The organism is Hyphomonas atlantica corrig. (assembly GCF_017795365.1).
GTDB lineage: Bacteria > Pseudomonadota > Alphaproteobacteria > Caulobacterales > Hyphomonadaceae > Hyphomonas > Hyphomonas atlantica.
The window spans coordinates 1,585,776-1,606,940 of sequence record NZ_CP051254.1 but is presented as its reverse complement, the minus strand read 5'-3'; the positions used below and the strand labels follow the sequence as shown (position 1 = coordinate 1,606,940).

At 61.7% G+C, this 21,165-nt stretch carries 21 protein-coding genes and 1 tRNA gene; 13 read left to right on the top strand and 9 right to left on the bottom strand.

All coding sequences use genetic code 11. The features are described from left to right. The first annotated feature begins 16 nt into the window (after positions 1 to 16). The 4 genes from HF931_RS07960 to gyrB all read left to right on the top strand — a co-directional run bounded on the left by HF931_RS07960 (position 17) and on the right by gyrB (position 4,692). Entirely contained in the window at positions 17 to 241 is a 225-nt protein-coding gene (locus tag HF931_RS07960) for a ParD-like family protein (protein ID WP_273242947.1), read from the top strand. Next, entirely contained in the window at positions 238 to 1,017 is a 780-nt protein-coding gene (gene map, locus HF931_RS07955; protein WP_273242945.1) for a type I methionyl aminopeptidase, read from the top strand. Before HF931_RS07960 ends, map begins: the two co-directional genes overlap by 4 nt. Before the next feature lie 86 nt (positions 1,018 to 1,103). Beyond that, positions 1,104 to 1,868, top strand: coding sequence for an enoyl-CoA hydratase (locus HF931_RS07950; RefSeq protein WP_035546757.1), 765 nt, complete (start codon positions 1,104 to 1,106; stop codon positions 1,866 to 1,868). A 397-nt stretch (positions 1,869 to 2,265) separates the two neighbouring features. Further along, a complete protein-coding gene (gene gyrB, locus HF931_RS07945; RefSeq protein WP_035546759.1) occupies positions 2,266 to 4,692 on the top strand; it encodes a DNA topoisomerase (ATP-hydrolyzing) subunit B in 2,427 nt (808 codons plus the stop codon). Between the two features lie 571 nt (positions 4,693 to 5,263). On the opposite strand, the gene HF931_RS07940 is transcribed toward gyrB, so the two are convergent. Then, on the bottom strand, positions 5,264 to 5,605 hold the full coding sequence (locus HF931_RS07940; protein ID WP_273242942.1) for a PadR family transcriptional regulator: 342 nt from the start codon (positions 5,603 to 5,605) through the stop codon (positions 5,264 to 5,266). Positions 5,606 to 5,861: 256 nt separating this feature from the next. Between HF931_RS07940 and HF931_RS07935 the strand changes: the two genes are divergently transcribed. From HF931_RS07935 to HF931_RS07925, 3 genes are all read left to right on the top strand, one after another. Then, the gene (locus HF931_RS07935) at positions 5,862 to 6,047 is read left to right on the top strand and encodes a DUF3008 family protein (protein WP_035546763.1); all 186 of its coding nucleotides are present in this window, start codon (positions 5,862 to 5,864) and stop codon (positions 6,045 to 6,047) included. Further along, complete coding sequence (locus HF931_RS07930; protein ID WP_273242940.1) at positions 6,047 to 6,268, top strand: hypervirulence associated TUDOR domain-containing protein; 222 nt, start codon at positions 6,047 to 6,049, stop codon at positions 6,266 to 6,268. The genes HF931_RS07935 and HF931_RS07930 overlap by 1 nt, the downstream gene beginning before the upstream one ends. 171 nt (positions 6,269 to 6,439) lie before the next feature. Continuing rightward, the gene (locus HF931_RS07925) at positions 6,440 to 7,117 is read left to right on the top strand and encodes a hypothetical protein (protein ID WP_273242937.1); all 678 of its coding nucleotides are present in this window, start codon (positions 6,440 to 6,442) and stop codon (positions 7,115 to 7,117) included. A 218-nt stretch (positions 7,118 to 7,335) separates the two neighbouring features. On the opposite strand, the gene HF931_RS07920 is transcribed toward HF931_RS07925, so the two are convergent. Then, positions 7,336 to 8,055, bottom strand: coding sequence for a VOC family protein (locus HF931_RS07920; protein WP_273242935.1), 720 nt, complete (start codon positions 8,053 to 8,055; stop codon positions 7,336 to 7,338). A gap of 140 nt (positions 8,056 to 8,195) precedes the next feature. Here HF931_RS07920 and HF931_RS07915 point away from each other — a divergent pair, with 140 nt between their 5' ends. The 3 genes from HF931_RS07915 to trxB all read left to right on the top strand — a co-directional run bounded on the left by HF931_RS07915 (position 8,196) and on the right by trxB (position 11,237). Continuing rightward, on the top strand, positions 8,196 to 9,110 hold the full coding sequence (locus HF931_RS07915) for a DMT family transporter (RefSeq protein ID WP_035546773.1): 915 nt from the start codon (positions 8,196 to 8,198) through the stop codon (positions 9,108 to 9,110). Between the two features lie 91 nt (positions 9,111 to 9,201). After that, positions 9,202 to 10,182, top strand: a complete 981-nt coding sequence (locus HF931_RS07910; RefSeq protein WP_273242933.1) for a cation diffusion facilitator family transporter — start codon at positions 9,202 to 9,204, stop codon at positions 10,180 to 10,182. An 86-nt stretch (positions 10,183 to 10,268) separates the two neighbouring features. Beyond that, positions 10,269 to 11,237 carry a thioredoxin-disulfide reductase gene (gene trxB / locus HF931_RS07905; protein ID WP_273242931.1) on the top strand — a complete coding sequence of 323 codons (969 nt, stop codon included), beginning with the start codon at positions 10,269 to 10,271 and terminating at the stop codon, positions 11,235 to 11,237. A 173-nt stretch (positions 11,238 to 11,410) separates the two neighbouring features. On the opposite strand, the gene HF931_RS07900 is transcribed toward trxB, so the two are convergent. The 5 genes from HF931_RS07900 to HF931_RS07880 form a co-directional block, all read right to left on the bottom strand. After that, positions 11,411 to 11,487, bottom strand: a tRNA-Met gene (locus HF931_RS07900). Positions 11,488 to 11,575: 88 nt separating this feature from the next. Then, positions 11,576 to 13,291: a hypothetical protein gene (locus tag HF931_RS07895; RefSeq protein WP_273242929.1), complete on the bottom strand. Its 1,716-nt coding sequence runs from the start codon at positions 13,289 to 13,291 to the stop codon at positions 11,576 to 11,578. Between the two features lie 89 nt (positions 13,292 to 13,380). Then, on the bottom strand, positions 13,381 to 13,761 hold the full coding sequence (locus HF931_RS07890) for a DUF983 domain-containing protein (protein WP_035546782.1): 381 nt from the start codon (positions 13,759 to 13,761) through the stop codon (positions 13,381 to 13,383). An 8-nt stretch (positions 13,762 to 13,769) separates the two neighbouring features. Continuing rightward, entirely contained in the window at positions 13,770 to 15,401 is a 1,632-nt protein-coding gene (locus HF931_RS07885) for an ATP-binding protein (protein ID WP_273242927.1), read from the bottom strand. 148 nt (positions 15,402 to 15,549) lie between these two features. Next, positions 15,550 to 16,149, bottom strand: a complete 600-nt coding sequence (locus HF931_RS07880; protein ID WP_035546792.1) for an ATP-dependent Clp protease proteolytic subunit — start codon at positions 16,147 to 16,149, stop codon at positions 15,550 to 15,552. 227 nt (positions 16,150 to 16,376) lie between these two features. On the opposite strand from HF931_RS07880, the gene HF931_RS07875 reads away from it, so the two are divergent. Beyond that, positions 16,377 to 17,120, top strand: coding sequence for a hypothetical protein (locus tag HF931_RS07875; RefSeq protein WP_273242925.1), 744 nt, complete (start codon positions 16,377 to 16,379; stop codon positions 17,118 to 17,120). Here HF931_RS07875 and recQ read toward each other — a convergent pair. Next, on the bottom strand, positions 17,117 to 18,952 hold the full coding sequence (recQ, locus tag HF931_RS07870) for a DNA helicase RecQ (RefSeq protein WP_273242924.1): 1,836 nt from the start codon (positions 18,950 to 18,952) through the stop codon (positions 17,117 to 17,119). The two genes, HF931_RS07875 and recQ, sit on opposite strands and share 4 nt — an antisense overlap. 49 nt (positions 18,953 to 19,001) lie before the next feature. Next, complete coding sequence (locus HF931_RS07865) at positions 19,002 to 19,892, bottom strand: histone deacetylase family protein (RefSeq protein ID WP_273242922.1); 891 nt, start codon at positions 19,890 to 19,892, stop codon at positions 19,002 to 19,004. Between the two features lie 135 nt (positions 19,893 to 20,027). On the opposite strand from HF931_RS07865, the gene HF931_RS07860 reads away from it, so the two are divergent. After that, the gene (locus HF931_RS07860) at positions 20,028 to 20,723 is read left to right on the top strand and encodes a pirin family protein (protein ID WP_273242919.1); all 696 of its coding nucleotides are present in this window, start codon (positions 20,028 to 20,030) and stop codon (positions 20,721 to 20,723) included. An 80-nt stretch (positions 20,724 to 20,803) separates the two neighbouring features. Then, positions 20,804 to 21,115 (top strand): cupin, encoded by a 312-nt coding sequence (locus tag HF931_RS07855; RefSeq protein WP_273242917.1) that lies wholly within the window; start codon positions 20,804 to 20,806, stop codon positions 21,113 to 21,115. Positions 21,116 to 21,165 lie beyond the last annotated feature (50 nt).

Sequence of the window (21,165 nt, the reverse complement as noted above, 5' to 3'; positions counted from 1 at the left end):
GTATTCGGAGCCGGACATGGGAATTGTAAACATCGACGACGACCTGCACGAACAGGTCCGGCGGGCCAGCAAGGTGTCCGCCCGCTCCATCAACGCTCAGGCAGCCTACTGGATCAGGATCGGCATGCTTTGCGAAATGAATCCGACCCTCAGCTATAGCGAAGTCCTGAAGCACGAACTGGAGACCGCTGGCGTCTCGGCGCCCTCTCTCACGCCTGATCGCGCCGCTGTCGACGCATGACAAAGACGCCACAGGAACTTGCGCTGATGGCGGAATCCGGACGCCTGCTCGCAGCCGTATTCGAGTATCTGGACACGCTGGACCTCATTGGAACAACCACCCTCCAGATCAATGATCTGGTCGAACACTACATTCGGGAAGACCTTCAGGCCCGCCCCGCCAGCAAGGGGCAATATGGGTTTGAGTTTGTCCTGAACGCCTCCATCAACAATGTTGTCTGTCACGGTGTTCCGTCGCCTACGGACGTTCTACGCGATGGCGACATTGTGAACTTCGACATCACGCTGGAAAAGAACGGCTACATTGCCGATTCCTCCAAAACCTACCTTGTTGGCGATGTCTCGCTCGCGGCCAGGCGTCTGGTTCAGGCGACCTACAGCGCCATGTGGAAAGGCATTCGAGCGGTCCGCCCCGGCGCACGACTGGGGGACATAGGCTTCGCGATTGAGCGCCACGCCAAACGCGCTGGCTATTCCGTGGTGAGGGAATATTGCGGCCACGGCATTGGCCGGGAGATGCATGAAGATCCGCAAATCCTTCATTTCGGCAAACCCGGTACCGGCCTCACCCTGCGCGAAGGCATGGTCTTCACGATCGAACCGATGCTCAATCGCGGTCGCCGCACCGTACGGACCGAAGAGGATGGCTGGACGGTTGTGACCACGGACGGCTCCCTCTCGGCTCAGTTCGAGCACACGGTCGCGGTAACGGCCACGGGCATCGACGTGCTGACGCTCAGGCCAGAGGAACGCGCCTCCGGCTTCCGGGCCGCATGAACAGCAGGTCCTCCCGCACCGTCAGAGATTGACGCCCGGCGCGCCAGCCCGCACACCCCTGCGGGCAACAAGACGCGGAGCGCCCCATGACCGACCATATCCAGACCAGCCTCGACAACCAGATCCTGACGCTCACCATCAACCGGCCCGAGCGCAAGAACGCCCTGACCCAGGCCATGTATGGCGCGATGGCGGATGCGATTGTCGGCGCGAATGACGACAAGGCGGTTCGCGCCATCATCATCACCGGCGAAGGTGACATGTTCACGGCTGGCAACGACCTTGGCGATTTCGCCTCCGACATGGAACGCAGCTCCGGCGAGCCGCCTGTCACCCGCTTCCTGAACGCCATCCGCGACGCAGAAAAACCGCTCATCGCCGCCGTCAACGGCCCGGCCATCGGCGTTGGCCTGACCATGCTGCTGCACTGTGACATCGCCTATGCGGCTGAGAGCGCCAATTTCCGCGCGCCCTTCACGGCGCTGGGTCTTGTGCCGGAAGCGGGCTCCTCGCTGCTCCTGCCGCTGTCTGTGGGCAATTCCATGGCCAATGAGATCCTGCTGGCAGGCCGCATCCTGACCGCGCAGGAAGCGCTGGACTGTGGCCTGGTCTCACGCCTCGTGCCGGATGCAGGCCTGATGGCCGCCGCAACCGCCTGCGCCCAGCAGGTCGCCGCCGCCGCGCCGACAGCCATCCGCCGCTCCAAGGCGCTGATCCGCGCCAATCGCGACGCCGTGAAACAGCGCATGGCCGAAGAAGGCAAGGCGTTTGCGGAACAGCTCAAATCCCCAGACTTCGCCGAAGCCGCCGCCGCCTTCGCCCAAAAGCGCAAACCGGTCTTCCAGGACTGAGCATTTCGCGAGGCCTGACGGGGGCGCTCTGCCGCTTCATCCTTCGACTTCGCTCAGGATGAGTCCGGTCTTTACTGCACTTTTTGAGCGCTCATGCTGAGCGAAGTCGAAGCACGGGCGCGGGCTTCGCGCAGCCAGCCGCAAGAGGCTCCGGGTCAAGCCCGGAGACACGGATCTGGAGAGACTCATCCCCCCGAAATCCCCCCTGATTCCGGGGTTTTTTGACACTTTTTTAGCCCGGCCATCCGCAGACGGACGCCCTGCCGGCCAAATCGGCCCGCAAGACCCTGTTTTAAAAGAGTTTTCCGGGCTGCAAATTCCCCCTCTCATCTGTGGCCTTTAGGCGTCAAACCCCCTATAAATAAAGGCGAATCCACGAATCGATGAGGAGGCCTTTATGGCCGAAGGCACGCAAGCTGAATCCCCCGAATATGGCGCTGGCTCGATCAAGGTCCTGAAGGGCCTCGAAGCGGTCCGCAAACGCCCCGGCATGTATATCGGCGACACCGATGACGGTTCGGGCCTGCACCACATGATCTACGAAGTTGTGGACAACGCCATCGATGAGGCGCTGGCCGGTCATGCAGACCGTGTGACGGTCACGCTTTACCCCGATGGCTCTGCCGAAATCACCGACAATGGCCGCGGCATTCCGGTCGACATGCACCCGACCGAGGGCGTCTCGGCAGCCGAAGTGATCATGACCCAGCTGCATGCGGGCGGGAAATTCGATTCAAACTCCTACAAGGTCTCGGGCGGCCTTCACGGCGTCGGCGTGTCCGTCGTGAACGCGCTGTCGGACTGGCTGGAGCTGACCATTCACCGCAATGGCAAGGAACACTGGGTCCGCTTCATCGAGGGGGGCCGCGTGGAGGCGCCCCTGATCGAGCGGGGCGAGTCCCCCAACCGCGACAATGGCAAGCCCTATACCGGCACCGCCGTACGCTTCCTCGCCTCGCCGTCGACCTTCACCAAGACCGATTATGACCGCAAGACGCTGGAGCACCGCCTGCGCGAGCTGGCCTTCCTGAACTCCGGCGTGAAGATCATCTTCCGCGATGAGCGCGACGCAGAGCCCTATGAGGCGATCCTCGAATATGAGGGCGGCGTGAAGGCGTTCGTCGAACACCTCGACAAGACCAAATCCAAGCTGATCCCGGAGCCGGTCTACGCCATCGGCGAGAAGGACGGCATCACGGTCGAAGTCGCGATGGAGTGGAATGACAGCTATCACGAGAACGTGCTCTGCTTCACCAACAACATCCCGCAGCGCGATGGCGGCACCCATCTGGCGGGCTTCCGCGGCGCGCTGACCCGCCTGATCAACAAATATGCGAACGAAACCGGCATTGCGAAGAAATCCAAGGTCGAGATTTCCGGCGATGATGCGCGCGAGGGCCTGACCTGCGTCCTGTCCGTGAAAGTGCCTGATCCGAAATTCAGCTCCCAGACGAAAGACAAGCTCGTCTCCTCCGAAGTGCGCCCTGTGGTCGAGAGCCTGATGGGTGAAAAGCTCGCCGAATGGTTCGAGGAACACCCGAAGGAAGCGCAGGAAATCATGATGAAGATCGTCGAGGCAGCGGCGGCGCGCGAAGCGGCCCGCAAGGCCCGCGAGCTGACGCGCCGCAAGTCTGCGCTCGACATCACCTCCCTGCCCGGCAAACTGGCCGACTGTCAGGAGAAAGACCCGGCGAAATCCGAACTCTTCATCGTCGAGGGTGACTCCGCGGGTGGCTCTGCCAAACAGGGCCGCGAACGTCAGAACCAGGCCATCCTGCCCCTGCGCGGGAAAATCCTGAACGTGGAACGCGCACGCTTTGACAAGATGCTGTCCTCCGATCAGGTCGGCACACTGATCATGGCGCTCGGCGCGGGCATCGGCCGGGACGAGTTCGACATCAACAAGCTGCGCTATCACAAGATCATCATCATGACCGATGCTGACGTGGACGGCGCGCACATCCGTACCCTGCTGCTGACCTTCTTCTATCGTCAGATGCCGGAGCTGATCGAGAAGGGCTATCTCTACATTGCCCAGCCGCCGCTCTACAAGGTGTCGCGCGGCAAGTCCGAACGTTACCTGAAAGATGATGCGGAGCTTGATTCCTATCTCATCGACGAGGGCACGTCCGGCGAGGCGCTGATCCTGCCGGATGGCACCCAGATTGCGGGCGAAGATTTGCGCGACCGGGTGCGCGCGGCCTCCAACTTCCGGGCAAACCTCGCCCGTCTCGCCCTGCGCGCCCCGGCAGATTTGCTGGAACAGGCCGCCATGGCCGGCGCGATGGCCGCTGGCGCAGGCGACGCCGAAGCGCAGAAGACCGCCGAACGCCTGAACCGCTTTGCCGAAGAGGGCGAAGACAATTGGGTGGGCCGTTTTGAAGACGGCGCGCTGGTCCTGAAGCGCACCGTGCGCGGCGTGGAAGAGAACGCCATCCTGCCTGCGCCGCTACTGGCCAGCCAGGACGCCATTCGCCTCGCCGAACGCGCCGAAAGCCTGCGTGAGCTCTATGACCAGCCGCTGATCCTGCGCCGCGAAAAAGGCGGTGACTTTACCGTCCACGGACCATGCGCCCTGTTCCAGGCCGTGCTGACCGCGGGCCGCGACGGCATCAAGATCCAGCGCTACAAGGGGCTCGGTGAAATGAACGCCGACCAGCTCTGGGAAACCACGCTCGACTCCAACGCCCGCACCCTCCTCCAGGTCCGCGTCGACCATATCGAGGAAGCCGACGAAATGTTCACCAAACTCATGGGCGACATCGTCGAACCCCGCCGCGAGTTCATCGAAGAGTTCGCGCTGGAAGCTGAGGTGGATGTTTGATCAGTAGTCCTGACGATCTGAAGCACACCATCGACAACAACTAACGCTGCATCGACGTTTGTTGGCAGTACGTTGGTCGAGAATAGCTTGTCGCTTTCTCGTGCATTCCTGTCATCATTTTGATCCGCTTGGATCTTCTTCAGTTCGTTTTCGACTACGCGAAGCCCTTTTGACCCAAACCCATCGAACACCTCTTTAACTATAAAGAGTGCAATCAGTTTACGACATTCAGAATCGTCACGAAAATTCCACGAGATAACAGTCGTATCCTTCAAATCTAGTGAAGGAATACAGCACACATAGTATTTTTTGGGCAGTTTAACCGGCAGAAACCGTTCACATATCTCTATACGGCACGTCCATACAATGCCAAGGGCGGTCACAATCTGCCATGCCGAACCCTCAATTTCTTGAATATCCGAAATCCACTGCTCACGACGTTCGTCCTTAACATGGTACGGCAAATTACTTGTAGCGAACTCGATAGCAGTTTCCGATATCCACAACGCACGCTCTAGTACTAAAGCGACCGCAAATGAGCATAAAAGCGATATAACCGCAGCGATAATCATTAGCCATCCTCCACCGGAGCATTGTGGCGCGACGGGCTGGATTTAATCGCGATCCCGTGCTCCTGCAAAATTTGGCTCGCTCGATGCACTCCGTCAGCCGTCATCTTGTAAAGCCTTTTCCGGGGGCGCTTCACCACCGAGGGATCCACATCCTCCCAGCGGCTACTCAATAGGCCATAAGTCGCCAACCTATCTAACAACGGATACAGGGTCCCAGATAGGATGCGCTTAGAATTGATAATGTCAGCGCCCGATACCGGCTCAGGGTGCTTCTCCAGCAAAAATGACAAGACCTTTAGCGTCTGCCCCGTAACGCGAATGGTATGCTGCTCCATTGCCATTATTGACCTTCTACATAGCTAAGTGGTAAATCTACATAGGTGGTGCAATCTGTCAACCTCCGTTGAAAAGGATGTCTGACACCCAAGCGCCCACACGCCGCTTCCCCGGACTTGATCCGGGGCCTCCCGCGGCAACTCCAGAAAGCCAGCCGCACGGGGCTCCGGGTCAAGCCCGGAGATACGGCGGGGGCGAGCCGGGAACCCATCCCTCCCTCCTCCGTTCCTTCCGCAAGACCCATGCGCGAAGGAGCCCTCCATGCCTGCCCAGTCCGAAGCCCAGCAGAAGGCCGCCGGCGCGGCGCTGTCCGCCAAGCGCGGCGAGACAAAGGTCAGCGACCTGCAAGGCGCGTCAAAGGAGATGTACGACTCGATGAGCGAGTCCGAGCTCGAAGACCTGGCCTCCACCAAGCATGACGACATTCCGGAGAAGAAAGGCGACTGATGGCGACCGACGGCTACGATATCGGCACAAAAGTGGAATGGGACTGGGGCAATGGCACCGCCACGGGCAAGGTGGACGAGCGCTTCACAGACACGGTCACCCGCACGATCAAGGGCAATGAGGTGAAACGCAAGGCGACAAAAGACGACCCCGCCTACCTCATCAAACAGGAAGACGGCGACCGCGTCCTCAAATCCCACTCCGAACTCCGCAAGGCGTGAGGCTCACTTCCAGTCATGGGGATTGGCATCAGACTGCCCGCGCCCGTGCTTCGACTTCGCTCAGCATGAGCGCTCAATAAGCACGGACTCATCCTGAGCGAAGTCGAAGGATGAAGCGGCCCAAACCCACCCCCAATCCGTCTGAGAAGCGCGGCCTTCAGACTGGGCCTCATGATCCGTGCAGGCGACTTCTTGATCCATGCGGCCCGGTTCAGCCTTGACCGGCTGGACTGGATGGTCGGCGACATGCGCCGACGGCTTGGCCTTGGCCTGTTGCCCTGCCTGCCCTTTCTGGCGCGGCGGGAGCTGCAGGGCCTGACGCGGTTCCTGGCCTATGCCGACCCCCTGATGCGACGCCTGATCGTGCTGCTCGCCGCTGAGCTGGGCGCGCTACAGACATATCCGTCCACGGCGCATGGCACGCCAGCGCCAAAGCGCGCCACGGGCCCGGTCGCCACACCCCGCCTGTTCCCGGCGGTACATTTCCGGCTGACAGAGGCTGAGCCCGGCACGGCACAGCGCACACCGCCACCCAAACGTTTCCGAACGGGCCCGCGCATCCGCCTGCTGGATGAGGAGACGCAAGTCGACCTGTCGGACTATCCGGCGCTGCCGGAGGACATCCTGCCCGCCGCGCGGCAGGTGCGCCGCTTCCTGGCACTGGAACATGCGATGGACAATCTACCCCGCTATGTCGAAGCGATGCGCCGCCTCATGGGACAGGCCACCCCGATCCTCACCCGCACCCTGCCACCCGCCTTTTCCCGCCTGCCGGTGACCCGGGCCGAAGAAGCCGCGCTGATAGAGCTGCATGATGTGGCGGTCCGGGAATGTCCGGATACGTCTTGAGTTTGGGTCGTCTTTCACACGTCTTCCGCCGGCCAGCCTCGTCTGAGCCGGACGGACGCGCTTGTCCGAAAACCTGTCTTCACCTGCTTCATCCTTCGACTTCGCTCAGGATGAGTTTGCTCTGTGCTGCACGTCATGAGCGCTCATGCTGAGCGAAGTCGAAGCACGGGCGCGGGCATAAGTCCCGCCTACATACTCCTGAAAAACCCGCACGCCCCCTACTCCAACAGGCTCAGCCCCACACCGGCAAAGCGGATTTCCCGCCCGTCCACATCCAGGCCCATCGCTTCGGCGCGCGACAGGATGGCGTCGGCATCCGGCCGGTAGAGGCCGAAGGCGGCGAGCTTTTCCACCGGCCCCTCACGGAACACGATGGCCGCGTCTTCGAGATACAACACCCGCTCGTCCACGGTCAGGCCCAGCGCCAGCGCCCAGCGCGCGGCGAGGCCGTCGGGGTCTGGTGCCTCCATCGCGGCGCTGACCAGCCGTCCGGGCACGGTGTTGTCGCGCCAGGCCGGGCCGCCCCAGCGCCAGCTGCCCGCCGGGCGCGCTTCGTCCACAGAGACGATCGCGCCGCCAATATCGGCCGGGTGCAGATGGCTGGCGGAAATGTCCGGCAGGTCAATGTTCCAGACGCGGCGAATGCCCATCCCGTCCACGCGGGCGCGCAGGGCGTTCAGATCATCGGTCTGGAAGATCGCCATGTATCCGCCCTCGCCCACCCGGTCGATGAAGCGGCGCGCGGGCGCACTGTCCGCCATCGGCACGACCACTTCCAGGAACTGGTCGCCAAGGGCGTAGACCCGGTTCTCCAGGCCGAACTCCTTCACGCCGGGGTCCACGAAAGGCGCGCCCAGTTCCAGCAGCTCTCCCAGCTGGTCAGCGGCCTCCAGCGTTTCGGCGGCAATCACCAATTGGCGCAGGCGTGGTGCGGTCATCTTGTCCTCCCTCGGCGCAGTCGCTCGTGCAGGTGGCAACCGCTTTCCCCCCTCCTACCACACCTGCCCCGGCGGCACACATATGCCGCGCCAAGAAATCGATTCCCGCGCGGAGGGGACTCGTCTACGGTCCGGCGCTCATGATTGCCCGCCTTCTCTCCGCCCCCATGCTGATCTCCGCCTTTGCCATTCTGGTCGGCACCGGCGTGGACGCGCTGGTGAAGGGCGTCGCGCCCGATGCGGGGCTGCAGCATCTGGTAGCCTGGCGCTTCCTGTTCGGCGCGCTCATCGCCCTTGCGGTCTTCCTGGCCCAGCGCAAGCCCGCCCCCGGCTGGGCGGCCATCCGCTTCCACACCTTGCGCGGCTTGCTGCAGCTGTTCTGCGCCTTCACCTTCTTCTACGCGCTGACCCAGCTGCCACTGGCCGTGGCCACCACGCTGGGCTTTACGGCGGCGCTGCTGGTTGCGCCGGTCGCGCGCCTCCTGCTGGGCGAGAAGATCAGCCCTGTTGCCGCGGGCGCCACCCTGCTCGGCTTTGCGGGCGTTGCCTTCGCCCTCTCCGGCCAGTCCGGCGCAGGCGAGGATGCGGGCAACCAGACACTTGGCCTGATCTCGCTGTTCAGCTCCACAATCGGCTATGCGTTCGTGCTCGTCCTGTTGCGGATGCGGGCCCTGATCGAGGATGCCACCACGATTGCGCTGTTCACCAATATCGTCCCCGCGCTGGCCATGCTGCCGGTCACGTTTGGCGTGTTCGGCGCGCCCGACTGGAATGACCTGCCGATCTTCGCGCTGCTGGGCCTGCTGGGGTATGGGGTCTGGTACCTGGCGACGCTGGCCTATGGCCGCGCCCCGGCGCAGCGGCTGGCCCCGCTGGAATATACCTCGCTGGTCTGGTCGGCCCTGCTAGGGCTTGTCTTCTTCAACGAGATGCCCAGTTGGCAGCTCTGGGTCGGCGCGGTCGTGATCATCACGGCCTGCCTGATCGTTGCCTTCGAGGGCCGGTTCCGCACCCGCCGGGAAGCGCGCCTGCCCGCCAGCGACCTGCCGGAATAGGGCCCGGCCTGTTGCCGATGCTATAGCGTCACGATCGCAACGCTATCACAGGCTGATTGACCCCTCCCCCAAGAGCCGCCACACAGATGGCATGAGTGAACACGCCCATTCCCACGCGCACGATCATGGTCACAATCATGGACATGGCCACGGTCATGACCATCACGATCATGACCATCACGCCGATATGAGCAGCGCCGATTCCCGCCGGCGTGTTGCCATTGCCGGCCTGCTGACAGCGGCCTTCATGATCGCGGAAATCGTGGGCGGCGTCATTTCCGGCTCGCTGGCCCTGCTGGCTGATGCGGCGCACATGCTGACCGATGCAGGCTCCCTCGCGCTCGCCTGGGTCGGCTACAAGCTGGCAGACCGCCCGGCAGATCCGCAGCGCTCCTATGGCTTTGCCCGCATGAAGATCCTGGCCGCCTTCACCAATGGCATCCTGCTGGTCCTGCTCTCGCTCTGGATCGTGTGGGAAGCCATTCACCGCCTGCTGGAACCGGTCGAAGTGATGGGTAATGTGCTGATGGCCGTCGCGGTTGGCGGCCTGATCGTCAACATCATCGCCTTCGCCATCCTGCATGGCGGCAGCAAGGAAGACCTGAACCTGCAGGGCGCGCTCTGGCATGTGGCCGGGGATTTGCTCGGTTCGGTCGCCGCCATCGGCGCAGCGGTGATCATCATGACCACGGGCTGGATGGCTGCAGACCCGATCCTGTCAGTCCTCGTGGCCCTGCTGGTTCTGTTTGCGGGTGTGCGCATTGCCCGTAAATCCGGTCATATCCTGCTGGAAGGCACCCCCGCCGGGCTGGACCCGGCAGAGATCCGCGCAGACCTCGCCAGCCTCGAAGGGGTCGTCTCGGTCGATCATCTTCACGCCTGGGCGCTGACCGAGCAAAAGCCCCTGATCACGCTGGAAGTGACCGCCGCAGACGGCGCCGATCCGGACCTGCTGCGCCGCGCGGTGAAAGACAGGCTGGCTGACCGGTTTCAGGTCTCCCACGCCACGGTAGAAGTCGTCTGCGCGGGCAATGACACGGCCTTGGCCCCTGCCGGGCAGTGTTCACATTGATATGAAGCCCGCAGCGCTTTAAGGCTCGGTCAACGCTCCCTATATGGCGGGCCGAACAACAAGAACAGATGGCGGAGCCTTCCGAAATGGCTGACACGAAACACACCGAAATCCTGATCATCGGCTCCGGCCCGGCTGGCTGGACCGCCGCTGTCTATGGCGCGCGGGCGATGCGCGATGTCACCGTGGTGACCGGCATGCAGCCCGGCGGCCAATTGACCATCACGACAGAGGTTGAGAACTATCCCGGCTTCACGGAGATTCAGGGCCCGGAACTGATGGTGAAGATGCAGGAACACGCCGAAGCCATGGGCGCGAGCGTCATCAACGATCACATCGCTGAGGTCGATTTCACCTCCCGCCCCTTCAAGGCTGTGGGCGAAAGCGGCACCACCTACACCGCCGATTCCGTCGTCATCTCCACGGGCGCGCAGGCCAAATGGCTGGGCATCCCGTCAGAGGAAAAATACAAGGGCTTCGGCGTCTCCGCCTGCGCCACCTGTGACGGCTTCTTCTATCGCGGCAAGGAAGTCCTCGTCGTCGGCGGCGGCAACACAGCTGTGGAAGAAGCGCTGTTCCTCACGAACTTTGCCTCCAAGGTCACGGTCGTACACCGCCGCGACGGCTTCCGCGCCGAGAAGATCTTGCAAGACCGCCTGTTCAAGAACCCGAAAGTCGAAGTGGTCTGGAACACGGTTCTGGATGAAGTGCTCGGCGAAGGTGACCCGGCTGGCGTGACGGGCGCGCGCCTGAAGAATGTCGACACCGGCGAAACGACCGACATTCCGGTGCATGGTGTGTTCATCGCCATCGGCCACGCCCCGTCCACGGAACTGTTCAAGGGCAAGCTGGCCATGAAGGACAATGGCTATCTCATCACCGCGCCGGATTCGACCGCCACCGAAATTCCCGGCGTCTTCGCCGCAGGTGACGTGACCGACGAGACCTATCGCCAGGCCGTCACCGCAGCCGGCATGGGCTGTATGGCCGCGCTGGAGGCCGAACGCTTCCTGTCGGAACAGGAAGCCCACGCCGAAGCCGTTGCTGCGGAGTAGATGCTCTGAATAGCGGTCTCAATGGGACCAAGCTGCAAAACCTGTCGCCGCCGCGATCTGTACGCGGTGGCGGCGATATTCCCGCACTATGATGAGCTGCTGCACCGAGCCGCATATTCGCGCGGAGCCCAAACCCTAGTCTATAAACGGAAAAATGGTCAGCAATCCGCAAATGGTGGTTCGGGGGAGACTTGAACTCCCGACCTCACGATTATGAGTCGTGCGCTCTAACCAGCTGAGCTACCGAACCGATCGCATGTTGCGAAGCGCGCCTATTACACGCGGTTTCGCGCCTCTGCAACCATCTGACCTGCACGCGATGCAGGTCGTTTGCGCCCTTACTGCACAGGCACCGCGCTGAAGCTGCGGCTCTCGCGCTGATCGCCAGCGGAATACCGGATATCCAGCGTGTCAAATGTGCCCACTTCAGGCGAGAATCGATGCTCTATGGTCGTTGTCAGACCGGGCGGAATTTCACCGCTGAAGTCGTTGTTCATAAGAACCACCGCATTCGCAGACCGAACCTCCTGCCGCCCATCATGCGTGCCTTCGGCCCGCCCGGCAGAGACTTTGACATAGGCGTCTGTCGTGTTCCGAACATCGGTACGGCACACTGGCTTCAGCGTGTCAGTGCACCCCATGAACGCGAACTCGACTCCTCCTGCTTCGAAATAGCCATCAGGCCCAAATACAGCGGCCGCATCCAGCGTTTTGATCTCCGGCATGGGACCATCGCCGAGCGGCAGATCCCGATAGGACCGTGTAATGCGGTTGCCATTTACCTCGAATGAGGCCCGATACTCCTGGAAGAAGGAGGACGGTTTGCGGAAATTAACGGTCCAGCCTGTCGTGATGCCGGGCGGAACCTCTCCGCGATTGTCTCCACTGATGTCAAGCTCAGGGAGAAACGACTCGATCGCCCGGCTGCTGTGATCATAAGCCACGTCCGAACGGACGTTGATAACCGCCATTTCTGACCCCGTATTGAGCAGGTCAAACCGGCAGACAGGTGCGTCCGGATTGCTACATCCCAGGAAATGAAACTGCACGCCTGATACAGAAAACGCCCGGTCCGGATAGGACGGATCAATCGGACGCATCTGGCGCACCTGAACATCCCGGCCACCCCGCACCGCCACGTCCCGGAACGTCTTCTTGTAGGACACATTGTCCACATGCAGGTCAAAGGTCAGATACTGGAGAATGTTTGCTGTACGCCCGAAGGTGAAGTCGATCTGAGACGCCTCGAGTGACGGCACATTCCAGGTGTAATGGCTGGATGCCCGCACATTGCGCCGCGCATCCCTCATCCAGCGGCTATGCTCATCAACGGCCCAGACGCTGCGCGTGAACAGGTGTTTCTCGTCGGGCGTCGTGTTCGTCACCGACAGGACGCAGTTCAGCTTTTCTGAATTCTCACACCCTTCAAACTCGAACAGCAGACCATCAAACTCAAACTGCGCATTCGGGATAGCGGCCACCTGATTGGCGGCGGCCGTCTGAGCCGACAATTGCTGAATGCGCGTGGCGAGGATCTGGTTGTCCGGGTCCAGCTCCTGCGCCTTGCGGTAGGTAGCGAGCGCCTTCTCTGGATCGGAGGGAACGAGAATGTCGCCCGCGCTGCGCAGAAGGCTGGCACGATCTCGCTCGGGAATAGGGTCTGCATCGCCAGAGGTCAGCTCCGCCATCGTTACAAGTTCATCAGCCGCCGCCTCTGTCTGGCCAGACAGGGCGAGGAATTTGGCGTCGTTGAAAGTGGGGTCTTCAGATGCCAGCAACGAGGTCAGCGCGGCTTCGTAATTGTTTCTTTCGTCCCCGGAGAAATCGGTTCCCTGAGCCTGCGCATTTGTCAGCGCCGCGCTGACGGACGCCTGCACCACAGAGACGATACGTTCTTCGCTAAGACGCATCTGCTCCTGAACGTCTGCGCGCGTGGCGGGCGCAAGATCTGGAAACAGGCGGGCACGAACCTCGTCGTTCACATAAACGACGATACCAATAACAGCCGAGATGAATCCGACGATGAGCGCTATGCGACCAAACCATTTTCCCATGCGTGTCTCCCCACTTGAAATTGTCTTGCCTCAAGTGAGAGCGAAATCTTCGCGCAATTTCAACCCTGAATGCCGAATTGTGTAGACTTTCAGGCTTCGTCGTTCTCGCGGCTTCCAAAGCCGGAAAGCCAGAGCGCGGCGATAAACGCCCCCTTCATACGGGGCAACAGGATCAGCACCGCGCCGGTTACCGCGATGATTGCGATGGGAAGGCTGGTCCAGAGGGGAAGATGGCCAAATGAGACGAAGAAGGTGATGGCCACAAGGAAAGGCCCGAGCGAGAGCACGGTGAGCCAGGCAGGCCCGTCATCCGCCCGGACATGTCCCAGTGGCTCGCCACATTCATCGCAAGTCTCCACCTGTTTCAGATAGGCGCGAAAGAGACGCCCCTTCCCGCAGCGCGGACACCGAAACCGCAGGCCGCGCCCGACTGCGATCAGCAGGCCTGGCTTGTCGTCCGGCAATGGCATGTCTCCGCTCAGGCCCGTTGCAATTCAGTTGCCTCAGCGGCTGCCGCCTTGTCCGCGAGCAGGATGTCGACCAGCGTCGCCACAAGCGCGCGGGGCCGGATCGGCTTTTCAATGATGGTCGTGAACCCGGCGCGCTGGCAGGCGAGTCGCCGCTCGGGACTGACATCAGCTGTCACCGCAATGATCGGAGCCAAGGCGTTTGGCCCCTTGCTGTCGCGAAGTGCCGCCAGCACGTCGTCGCCTGTCGCGCCCGGCAGGTGAATGTCTGTCAGGATGGCCTGATACGTATTCTCGGTTGCCTTGGCGATGGCATCTTCTGCGGTTTGCACCGAGTCTACCTGCCACCCCGCAGCGGAGAGCGCACGCGTGACAACAAGGGCGCTGACCGCATGGTCTTCGGCCAGCAGGATGCGGCCCAGCTCGAACGCCCGCATCCGGGGCTTTGGCGGCGCACCTGTCACGGCAAGGCGTGGTCCTGCCCGTTTCACGGGTATAGTGACGGTAAACACCGAGCCACCGTCCGGATTGTCTGCGAGGAGGATCTCCCCTTCCATGCGGCGGGCAAGGCCCTTCGCGATCGACAGGCCGAGCCCGGATCCGCCATGCGTTGAAGCGGTCGAGGGCCTGGCCTGTTCAAAGGCTTCGAACAGGCGCGCCTTGTCAGCATCGGAGATACCGCAGCCTGTGTCTTCCACCGTCATGCGAAGCTTCAGGCTTCCGGCGGCTTCAAAGGTCGACAATTCAACGCCGATATAGCCACGCTCGGTGAATTTCAGCGCGTTGCTCATCAGATTGAACAGAATCTGACGCAGGCGCATCGCGTCGCCCTCAAGGCGGATGTTCGGCTCCCCGACAACACGAATGCGCAGGTCCAAACGCTTCCCGGCAATGCGGGAGTGCCACAGGTCGCGGGCTTCATTGGCAAAGGCGCCAAGCTCGAACGGCGCGCTGTTGATCGACAGCTTCCCGGCTTCAAGGCGCGACAAATCCAGAAGATCGCTGAGCAACCGGTCAAGGTGATGCCCGCTTTCGGAAATGGTGCGCGCCAATCGCTTCGGCTCAGATCCATTCACGCTGTCCTGCAACAGGTCGGCAACTCCGAGAATGCCGGTGAGCGGTGTGCGGATCTCGTGCCCGACAAAGGACAGGAACTGCGCCTTTTCCTGCTCAAAGGTCCCTGCTTCGCCCTGTTTCTGCTGAAGGCGCTTGTGTGCAACCTGAAGCGCCCTCGCCCGGGCCGTGTTTTCCTTGGCGATGGCAGACAGAAGTGATGCGGGGCTGATGAGGCCGAAATATTTGCCTTCGGCCAATACGATCACACCATCGGTCAGCGCTGTGTTCGACATTTCCGAAGCGATCTTGGCAACAAGGCCAACCGGCGTGCCTGCTTCACTCATGACCGGTTGCTCGACCATGATGCTGGTAACCGGAGACGAGCTGTTGGCCTCCCTGAGACTGACGGTGGCCAGCGCCTCCAGAACGGCCCGGCGCGTGACCATGCCCAACGCCGCACCATCACTGACGATCGGCACAGCAAACAGGTCCGGATTGGCCAGGAACCGGGTGACTAACCCGGATATTGTGGCAGCGGTCGGAATGGGCCGCACAGCGACCGCGATGTCTTCTACTCGTACCGGCATAGAGGCGGCGGGGTCCTTAAACAGGTTAAGAAGCCACCTTGCGCCATAAACCTTTACGCGCGGCAAACACATGCCTAACGAAAGATAAACGCCCGGACCTGAACAGGACCGGGCGTTAGAAGTCTTTAAATGTCAGCGTGATGAACGCTTACTTGATGTCGCTGCGGTGATTCACGATCTGCCCAACCAGCCCGTAATCGACCGCTTCCTGTGCGCTCATCCAGAAGTCACGATCTGTGTCTTCCTTGATCTGCTCCAGCGACTTGCCAGTCGCCGCCGCGAAGATCTTGTTGAGGCGTTCGCGCATCTTGATGATCTCGCGGGCCTGGATTTCAACATCCGTGGCCTGACCGCCAACACCGCCCCGCGGTTCATGAAGCAGGAAGCGTGTATTCGGCAGGCAGTAGCGGTTTTCCTTCTTGGCCGCCGAGTAGATCAGCGCGCCGGCAGAGGCGACCCAGCCTGTGCCGAGGATTTTCACCGGAGCTTCGACGAATTTGATCATGTCGTGGATCATGTCGCCGCTTTCGACATGGCCGCCCGGAGAGGACAGGACCAGCAGGATTGGCTCCTTGCTTTCCGAGGACAGGGCCAGAAGGCGCTGGCTGACCCGGCGCGCGGCGTGGAAATCGATGCCGCCGGTCAGCAGGATCGTACGGGCCTTGAACAGCGCTTCCTCAAGGAAGGCATTCGGCTCGGTCTGGGTCTTTTCGTCTGTCTCGTCATCGAGGCGGTGCAAAAGGTTCATGAGAACTCCGAAAGCGGGAAATCTTGTTGGCTCTATAGGTGAGGCGCGCTGCCCGCCGGGTCAAGGCGCTGAAAGCCTTTTGCCGAGGACGCCTCGTGAATTTTTCCGAATCTTTTGCAGCGCGTCGGAAAAATTGAAATCTCGTCACCCTTAGCTTGACCGTCACGAAACCTTTAAATAACTACCAATATTAGGATTTTGTTTACTTGGGGGACGAGGCGCTCAACATGGTTTCGAGCATCACTACACAACAAATCGGCCGTCCGACGGCTACCGAGGCGACGATTTCAGAGCGCTCGGTTGCCAAGGCTCTGATCGCAATCACGCTGTTTCTGGTGTCTGCGCATATTGCGGCACTCATCCTGAAATATGGACTTGGACGCGAGCACGCCTTCGGCTTTGTCGGCACGTTCCATATGGACGGAGAAATGAATGTTCCGTCTTTCATGTCTTCCTTGCTTCTGTTTTCGACGGCGATGATGGCTTTCTTCACCGCAGCCGTGACACCGGGCGATCGTCGGAGCAAACTACCCTGGCTCACCGTTGGCCTGGTGTTCGTCCTGCTCAGCTTCGATGAAAACATCCGCATCCATGAGCGCATAACCAATTCCATGCGCGCAATCCTGCCCGAAGGCTTCATGCCTTATACGGGATTTGAAATCCCCTATCTCATTGTCATGGGCATCATCGGTCTGTTCATGATCAGGTGGTATTTGAATCTGGACCGGTCCAGCCAGCTCCTGTTCGCCCTGTCCGGCTTTATCTTTGTGTGCGGCGCGGTTGGCCTGGAGCAGGTCGCGTCAGTCTATTACGATGCAAATGGTCTGGCACGCGCGGGAGAACCGACGCTTGTCGGCGACGTTTTTGTGCTCATCGAAGAAACTTGCGAGATTGCTGGTGTCTCCCTGTTCCTCTACGCAATGGTACGCCGCCTCGGCGGCATTAAGCTGGCTTCAGCCGACACGATCTAGGCCGCTTCGCTGATAATCCGCGACACGTCTTCGGCGTAGCGCTGGGCCTTTTTCTCGCCGACACCGCTGATCAGGCGCAGCTCATCTGCGCCATTGGGACGTTCGCGGGCGATTTCGGCGAGGGTGCGGTCATGGAAAATAACGTAAGGCGGTACGCCGCGCGTCTTCGCCGTTTCCGTGCGCCAGATGCGCAGATTGTCGAACAGGGCCTGATCACGCTCTGACATGTCAGCCAGCGCCTGCGCCGCGACGCGGCTCTTGCCTTTCGAGCGCTTGCGCGTAGCGGCCGGGTCGGCGCGCAGCATCAGCGTGCGCTCCCCCCGGAACAGCGCACGGGCGACTTCGGCGTCCGGCACGATCATGGCCGGGCGGTTCATCTCGCCGCCTTCGGCCAGAACGCCATCATAGAGCAGCGCATCGAACACACGGCTCCACCCCTGTTTGGGCATGTTCTTGCCGATGCCATAGGTGGACTGGGTGGACAGCTCTTCGTCGAAACTATCCTTCGCCTGCCCCAGCAAATGATTGATCAGGCGCCCCCGGCCGATCTTCTGGCCGCAGCGCAGGACAGCTGAGACCGCCATCTGCGCCCAGCGCGTCGCATCATAGGGATCGCCGCTCTCGCCCCGGCAGATATCGCAGGCCCCGCAGGCCTCCACCCCCTCTTCCCCGAAATAGCGGCGCACAGCCGCGCGGCGGCAATCATCCCCATCGAAAAAGGCAAACAGCTGCCGTGTCTTGGTGATCTGCACGCGCTTGACCGCTTCGGGCGCATCGCTCTCATAAGTCCAGCTGAGCGAGCGGCGCATGTCTGCTGGGCCATAGAGGGCCACGCCCTCGGCAGGCTCGCCATCCCGGCCCGCGCGGCCAACTTCCTGCCAATAGGCTTCCATCGTCTTGGGCGGGTCGGCATGGATGACAAAGCGCACATCCGGCTTGTCGACGCCCATGCCGAACGCGACGGTCGCGCACATGACGAGCCCGTCTTCAAGCAGGAAACGCCGCTGGCGCTCGGCCCGCACGTCCGCATCAAGGCCCGCATGATAGGCGAGCGAGGAAATCCCGGCCCGCTCCAGCGCCTCGGCAAGGTCTTCGGTCGCGTTGCGGGTGGCGGCGTAGACAATGCCGGAGAGGCCCGGTCGCGCCTTGACGAGAGAGACGACGCGCTGGGCGCGGTTGCCTTCCTTCGGCTCTGCGGCAAGCGCAAGGTTTGGCCGATCAAAGCTCGCGACATGAACGACGGGCTTCGTCAGGTCGAGCTGCTCAAGAATGTCTTCGCGTGTACGGGTGTCTGCCGTTGCCGTCACGGCCAGGCGCGGCACGCCAGGGAACAAATCCTTCAGCCGGCCCAGCGCGCGATAGTCCGGGCGGAAATCATGGCCCCACTGGCTGACACAGTGCGCCTCGTCCACAGCGATCAGCGAAATGTTCATTTGGGCAAGGCGCTGGGCCAGCCCCGTACCCATGCCCTCTGGCGAGACATAAAGCAGATCCATTTCGCCGCGCGCGGCCGCCTCCAGCGCCTCGGCGCGGGCATTGAAATCCATCGAGGAGTCGAGCCGTTCGGCGCGCACGCCAACCTGTTTCAGCGCGTCGACCTGATCCGCCATAAGCGCGATCAGCGGCGAGACGACAATGCCGACCCCCTCCCGCAGCAGCGCCGGGATCTGATAGCAAAGCGACTTGCCACCGCCGGTCGGCAACACGGCAAGGCCATCCTTGCCTGCCAGCGCATCCGAGATGACCGCCTCCTGCAACCCCCGGAAGGCGTCATAGCCATAGACGCGCTTCAGCAGCGCGCGGGCATCGTCGAGGGTTGGCTGGGCAGGCATGCGTTTCTTGTGGCGGCGCAAGTGAGTCGGGGCAAGAGGCTGGGTGCCTTCACGCAGCCGCGCCCAGCGCCTCAACCAGAAACGTATGCCTCCGGGCGACGGCGCGGGCGTCGCGGGCATAGCCGCCGCCGAGGACGCCGCAGAGCGGGATGTCGGCTGAGCGGCAGGCCCGCGCCACATATGCGTCCCGCGCGCGCAAGCCCTCATCGCTGAGGGACAGCAGGCCCAAACGGTCTTCTGCATGCGGATCGACCCCGGCATTGTAGAAGACAATGTCCGGCGCGGTGCCGAGGGCGGCATCGACAAGATCTTCCAGCGCGGAAAGATAGGCCGCATCGCCCGTGCCCTTTGGCAGGCCGATGTCCAGATCAGAGGGCGGCTTCTCGCGCGGCCAGTTCTGTTCGCAATGGAGCGAGGCGGTGAAGACGCGCGGATCGTAGCGGAAGATCAGCGCCGTGCCGTCTCCGTGGTGTACATCACAATCAATGACGGCCACACGGCGCACTTCCTTCGTTTCCAGCAGGAGCTTTCCGGCAACGCCGACATCATTGAACACGCAGAACCCCGCCCCGCCGTCGGGCCCGGCATGATGGCTGCCGCCGGCAAGGTTCACCGCGGCCCCCTGCTCCAGCGCAAGGCGCGCGGCAAGGCATGTGCCGCCGACCGACGCAGCCGAGCGCCGGGCGATGGCGGGCGTGATCTCGAAGCCGACCTTGCGGGCGGCCTTTGCATCAAGCGTTTGGGTCAGGATGGCGGTGACATAGGCCTCGTCATGCGCGAGGTGCAGCCAGTCTTCCGATGCGGCCTGTGGCTCTATGAAGCTATGGCCTGCCTCGCGGAGAAATTCGGCCACGAGCGCATATTTGCGCATCGGGAAACGATGGTCATCCGCGACGGTTTTCGCGTCATAATCAACATGGTGAACAATGGGCAGAGTCATGCCGGACGGAACCTAGCGGGTTTCGGGCCCGTTTCCACTTATGCTCGGCATGCATAGGTGTGATGGCTGGCTGCGCTCTTCAGGCTGCGCCCGGACACGTCATATTCGCTGCAACACGAGCGAAAGGATATCGCCATGATTGAACACAGACCCTTCAAACAGCTTGGCCGGTTCCAGAACGACTGGCTGAACGCCAATTATCACTTTTCCTTCTCGGGCTACCATGATCCGAAGCGGATGGGCGAAGGTGCCCTGCGCGTCTGGAATGATGACACGATCCAGCCGCATACAGGATTTCCGCCGCACGGGCACAGCTCAATGGAAATCATCACCTATGTCCGCACAGGTGCGATCACCCACAAGGATTCGATGGGCAATACCGGCCGTACCGAGGCTGGCGACGTGCAGGTAATGAGCGCTGGCGATGGTGTGCAGCACTCGGAGTGGAACGCCGAAGACGAAGAAACGACCCTGTTCCAGATCTGGATCCTGCCACGCCATGCAGGCGGCAAGCCCGGCTGGGGCGCACGGAAGTTCCCGAAAGGGGAACGCTCCGGAAATTGGGCGGTGCTAGCCTCTGGCGACGGCGCAGACGACAGCCTCGTCATCAATCAGGATGCCAATGTTCTCGGCGCGACACTGAAGGAAGGCGAAACGCTCACCTATGAGGTCAAGGAAGGCCGTCACGGTTATCTGGTACTGGCCGACGGATCCATCGAGCTGAACGGTATTGTCATGAACGGACGCGATGGCGCCGCGATCACGGGCCCCGAAGCCGTAACTCTGAAAGGCGTAGCCGACGCAGAAATCGTGTTCGTCGACACGGTTTGATCTTGCCTCTAGCCGCGATACGTCGGAGACCGGGCCGCAACACTCTGCGGCCCGGCTTACTGCATTAGGGAACGACGACCATGAAGATCATCCGCGGCAAGGCATTTACCGCGCCCAAAGCATGGGGTGCGATCGACGTGGCGAATATGGCCGGGATCACAACGCGCCTGCACTGGACCGATCAGCCCTATATCTGGCACGTCAACGAAGGTGAGGAAGTGTTCGCCGTGCTCGATGGCGTGGTTGACATGCATTACCGCGAAGACGGCACCGAGAAGATCGTGACGCTGGAAACTGGAGACGTCTTCTTCGCCGGGATCGGGTGTGAACATGTCGCCCATCCCCGGGGGGAAGCCCGCATCCTGGTGGTCGAGCACGAAGGCAGCATCTGAACCTCTGATAGGCTCGCTCACAGGCCTGTGACTTCTACAGGTTCGACCGG